The organism is Streptococcus mitis, from assembly GCF_002096925.1.
In the GTDB taxonomy this organism is placed as follows: domain Bacteria; phylum Bacillota; class Bacilli; order Lactobacillales; family Streptococcaceae; genus Streptococcus; species Streptococcus mitis_AF.
The window spans coordinates 1-4,838 of the sequence record NZ_NCVN01000082.1 but is presented as its reverse complement, the minus strand read 5'-3'; the positions used below and the strand labels follow the sequence as shown (position 1 = coordinate 4,838).

Below are 4,838 nucleotides of genomic sequence, written 5' to 3'. Positions count from 1 at the left end.
GATGAAATTCACCAAATCCTTGGTGCTGGTAGCACTGGTGGAGACAGTGGTTCTAAGGGGCTCGCGGATATTCTCAAGCCAGCCCTCTCCCGTGGTGAATTGACCGTTATTGGAGCGACAACTCAAGACGAATATCGTAACACTATTTTGAAGAATGCAGCTCTTGCTCGTCGTTTCAACGAAGTCAAGGTCAATGCTCCTTCAGCAGAGGATACATATAAAATCCTTCAAGGAATTCGTGATCTCTATCAACAACACCACAATGTCATCTTGCCAGATGAAGTCTTGAAAGCAGCAGTGGATTATTCTGTTCAGTATATTCCTCAACGTAGCTTGCCAGATAAGGCTATCGACCTTGTCGATGTAACGGCGGCTCACTTGGCAGCTCAGCATCCAGTAACAGATGTTCATGCTGTTGAACGTGAAATTGAGGTAGAAAAAGACAAGCAAGAAAAAGCAGTTGAGGCAGAAGATTTTGAAGCAGCTCTAAACTATAAAACACGCATTGCAGAATTAGAAAAGAAAATCGAAAACCACACAGAAGATATGAAGGTGACTGCAAGTGTCAACGATGTGGCTGAATCTGTGGAACGAATGACGGGAATCCCAGTGTCACAAATGGGAGCATCAGACATCGAACGTTTGAAAGATATGGCTCATCGTCTGCAAGACAAGGTGATTGGCCAAGACAAGGCAGTTGAAGCTGTAGCTCGTGCCATCCGTCGTAACCGTGCAGGTTTTGATGAAGGCAATCGCCCAATCGGTAGCTTCCTCTTTGTAGGACCAACTGGGGTTGGTAAGACAGAACTTGCTAAGCAATTGGCTCTCGATATGTTTGGAACTAAGGAAGCGATTATCCGTTTGGATATGTCTGAATATAGTGACCGCACAGCCGTATCTAAGCTAATTGGTACAACAGCAGGTTATGTAGGTTACGATGACAATAGCAATACCTTAACAGAACGTGTTCGTCGCAATCCATACTCAATCGTACTTTTGGATGAGATTGAAAAGTCTGACCCTCAAGTCATCACCCTTCTCCTTCAAGTTTTGGACGATGGTCGTTTGACAGATGGTCAAGGTAACACTGTCAACTTCAAGAATACGGTGATTATCGCAACTTCAAACGCAGGCTTTGGTTACGAAGCTAACTTGACAGAAGATGCTGATAAACCAGAATTGATGGATCGTTTGAAACCATTCTTCCGTCCAGAATTCCTTAACCGCTTCAACGCAGTTATCGAGTTCTCGCACTTGACTAAGGAAGATCTTTCTAAGATTGTGGACTTGATGTTGGCTGAAGTCAACCAAACCTTGGCCAAGAAAGACATTGATTTGGTAGTCAGTCAAGCGGCTAAAGATTATATCACAGAAGAAGGTTATGATGAAGTCATGGGTGTTCGTCCTCTCCGTCGCGTGGTTGAACAAGAAATTCGTGATAAGGTGACAGACTTCCATTTGGATCACCTAGATGCTAAACACCTAGAAGCAGATATGGAAGATGGCGTTTTGGTCATTCGTGAAAAAGCTTAACTAGAGATTTTGAGCATAAAAAAGAAGGAACCAGCTGAAAAGCCGGTTCCTTTTTTGTGTTTAGATCACATGACGTTCAAAGGCATCGTCTGAAATCCCTTGTTCAAGGATGAGTTTTGCCCATTCTTTAGCAGAAAAGAGGCTGTGATCCTTGTAGTTGCCGCAAGATTCGATGGTTGTTCCAGGGACGTCTTCCCAAGTAGTAGTCTCAGCGATTTCCTTGAGCGAATCCTTGATAACAGCTGCAATCTCGGTGCTGGTATGGCGCCCCCACATAATCATGTGGAAACCAGTACGGCAACCAAATGGTGAACAGTCAATCATGCCGTCAATTCGGGTACGGATGAGTTTGGCCAATAGGTGCTCAATAGTGTGAAGGCCAGCAGTAGGGATAGAGTCTTCATTGGGTTGCACTAAACGAATATCATAATTGGAGATGATGTCTCCCTTTGGTCCTGTTTCTTCCCCAATCAAGCGAACATAGGGTGCTTTAACAATGATGTGGTCAAGTTCAAAACTTTCAACAATAACTTCTTTTGACATGGTAAATCCTTTCAGTTTTCTTCTTTCATTATAACATAAAGCCGGCTCTTGAGGCAGAGAGAAAACCTCTCCGAGGTTGGAGAGGTTGAAATCTTTATTTACGATACAAGCGGTCGTATTGGTAGTAAGGGTCAAAGGTTACGTTGATACCCAATTTGCGAAGGACATTCTTGTCTTCATCAGTCAAGATGATGGTTGAGTGGGCTTCGCTTCCTTTGAGGTTACCAAGCTCTTCCATAGCACGAGCAGCATCAGGATTTTCTGTAGCTGTGATAGCAAGTGCAATCAGGATTTCATTTGAATGAAGGCGTGGATTGCGGCTACCGAGATGATCGATTTTAAGACCTTGGATTGGTTTGACGACTTCGGGCTCGATTAATTTTACTTCTTTAGCGATGTCAGCTGATTTCTTGATGGCGTTGATAAGAGCAGCTGCTGTAGGGCCAAAGAGCTCTGAGTTCTTACCAGTAACAATTTCCCCACTTGGCAATTCAAGGGATAGGGCTGGTCCACCAGTTTCTTCTGCTTTTTGACGTGCAGCAACAGCAACCTTACGGTCTGCAGGTGTGATGCCGAGGTCGTTCATGAGCAACTCAATTTTCTTGACAGCAGCTTCGCCAACTTTTTCGGCTTTAAAATCAAGAACTGTTTGATAGTAGCGGCGGATGATTTCTTGTTTAGAAGCTTCGATAGCAGCCTCATTATCTGTAATGGCAAAACCAACCATGTTGACCCCCATATCTGTCGGAGAAGCGTATGGAGACTCTCCTAGGATACGTTCTAACATGCGCTTGAGCACTGGGAAAATCTCGATATCACGGTTATAGTTGACAGTGGTTTTTCCGTAGGTTTGGAGATGGAAGGGGTCAATCATGTTGACATCATCAAGGTCAGCGGTGGCAGCCTCGTAGGCCAAGTTGACTGGATGATGAAGGGGAAGATTCCAAACTGGGAAGGTTTCAAATTTAGCGTAGCCAGACTTGATACCATTGATTTGGTCGTGGTACATATTGGACATACAAGTTGCCAATTTTCCAGAACCAGGTCCAGGAGCGGTTACGACGATCAAGTTACGACTGGTTTTGATGTAGTCATTTTTTCCCATTCCTTCTGGAGAAATGATGTGATCCATATCTGTCGGATATCCTTTGATTGGATAGTGAAGATAAGAATCAATTCCGTTTTTCTCGAGTTGGTTGCGGAAGGCATCTGCAGCGGGTTGGCCAGCGTACTGTGTGATGACAACGGAGCCGACAAAAATTCCTAATTCATTGAATTTGTCAATCAAACGAAGAACTTCTTGGTCATAAGAAATACCCAAGTCACCACGTGCTTTGGAATGCTCGATATTGCTAGCATTAATAGCAATCACAACCTCAACCTGCTCTTTCAATTCTTGTAAGAGCTTGATTTTGTTGTCAGGCTCATAACCAGGAAGGACACGAGCGGCGTGGAAATCTTCTAACATTTTGCCACCAAACTCCAAGTAGAGTTTGCCGTCAAATTGGTTAATACGCTCCAAAATGTGGTCGCGCTGTAGATTCAAATATTGTTCAGAACTAAAAGCTTGTTTTTTCATTTTTTTACCTCTGACCTCTATTATAATAAAAAATTGGAAGTTAGGAAACTATGGAGTTAAAAAAGGAATCAAAAAGATTAGGCAAACGCTTGCATAAAATTTTAAAAAGCGCTATCATATACTATAGATTATTAAAATAATGAGGTAAGAAGATGCAAGAAAAATGGTGGCACAATGCCGTAGTCTATCAAGTTTATCCTAAGAGCTTTATGGATAGCAACGGAGATGGAATTGGCGATCTGCCAGGAATTACCAGTAAGTTAGACTATCTAGCTAAGTTAGGAATTACAGCGATTTGGCTTTCTCCAGTTTATGACAGTCCTATGGATGATAATGGCTATGATATTGCTGATTATCAAGCGATTGCAGCTATTTTCGGGACTATGGAAGATATGGACCAACTGATCGCAGAAGCTAAGAAGCGTGATATTCGTATCATTATGGACTTGGTGGTCAATCATACCTCAGATGAACATGCTTGGTTTGTTGAGGCCTGTGAAAATCCCGACAGCCCTGAACGAAACTACTATATCTGGCGGGATGAACCCAATGACCTAGATTCTATTTTTAGCGGATCTGCTTGGGAATACGATGAAAAGTCAGGTCAATACTATCTCCACTTTTTCAGCAAGAAACAGCCCGATCTTAACTGGGAAAATGAAAAACTTCGTCAGAAAATTTATGAGATGATGAACTTCTGGATTGATAAAGGCATTGGTGGTTTCCGCATGGATGTCATTGACATGATTGGGAAAATTCCTGACGAGAAAGTAGTCAATAATGGCCCTATGCTCCATCCCTATCTCAAGGAGATGAATCAGGCTACCTTTGGGAATCAGGATCTCTTGACAGTAGGGGAGACTTGGGGAGCAACGCCAGAGATTGCCAAGCTCTACTCTGATCCAAAGGGGCAAGAATTGTCTATGGTCTTCCAGTTCGAGCACATCGGTCTTCAGTATCAGGAAGGGCAACCTAAATGGCACTATCAAAAAGAGCTGAATATCGCTAAGTTAAAAGAAATCTTCAACAAATGGCAGACAGAGTTAGGAGTTGAGGATGGCTGGAATTCGCTCTTCTGGAACAATCATGACCTTCCTCGTATCGTCTCAATCTGGGGAAATGACCAAGAATACCGCGAAAAATCTGCCAAAGCCTTTGCCATCTTGCTTCATCTCATGAGAGG

At 43.1% G+C, this 4,838-nt stretch carries 3 protein-coding genes and 1 pseudogene; 2 read left to right on the top strand and 2 right to left on the bottom strand.

Annotated elements, in window-relative coordinates:
• Positions 1–1,533, top strand: a 1,533-nt coding sequence (locus B7692_RS08985; RefSeq protein ID WP_084930483.1) for an AAA family ATPase, incomplete at its 5' end; no start/stop codon positions are given.
• A 60-nt stretch (positions 1,534–1,593) separates the two neighbouring features.
• Here B7692_RS08985 and B7692_RS08980 read toward each other — a convergent pair.
• Positions 1,594–2,076, bottom strand: a complete 483-nt coding sequence (locus B7692_RS08980; protein ID WP_084930482.1) for an S-ribosylhomocysteine lyase — start codon at positions 2,074–2,076, stop codon at positions 1,594–1,596.
• A gap of 94 nt (positions 2,077–2,170) precedes the next feature.
• A complete protein-coding gene (locus B7692_RS08975) occupies positions 2,171–3,655 on the bottom strand; it encodes a DUF1846 domain-containing protein (RefSeq protein ID WP_084930481.1) in 1,485 nt (494 codons plus the stop codon).
• A gap of 152 nt (positions 3,656–3,807) precedes the next feature.
• On the opposite strand from B7692_RS08975, the pseudogene dexB reads away from it, so the two are divergent.
• Positions 3,808–4,838: pseudogene (gene dexB, locus B7692_RS08970) on the top strand (glucan 1,6-alpha-glucosidase DexB); the annotation flags it as partial.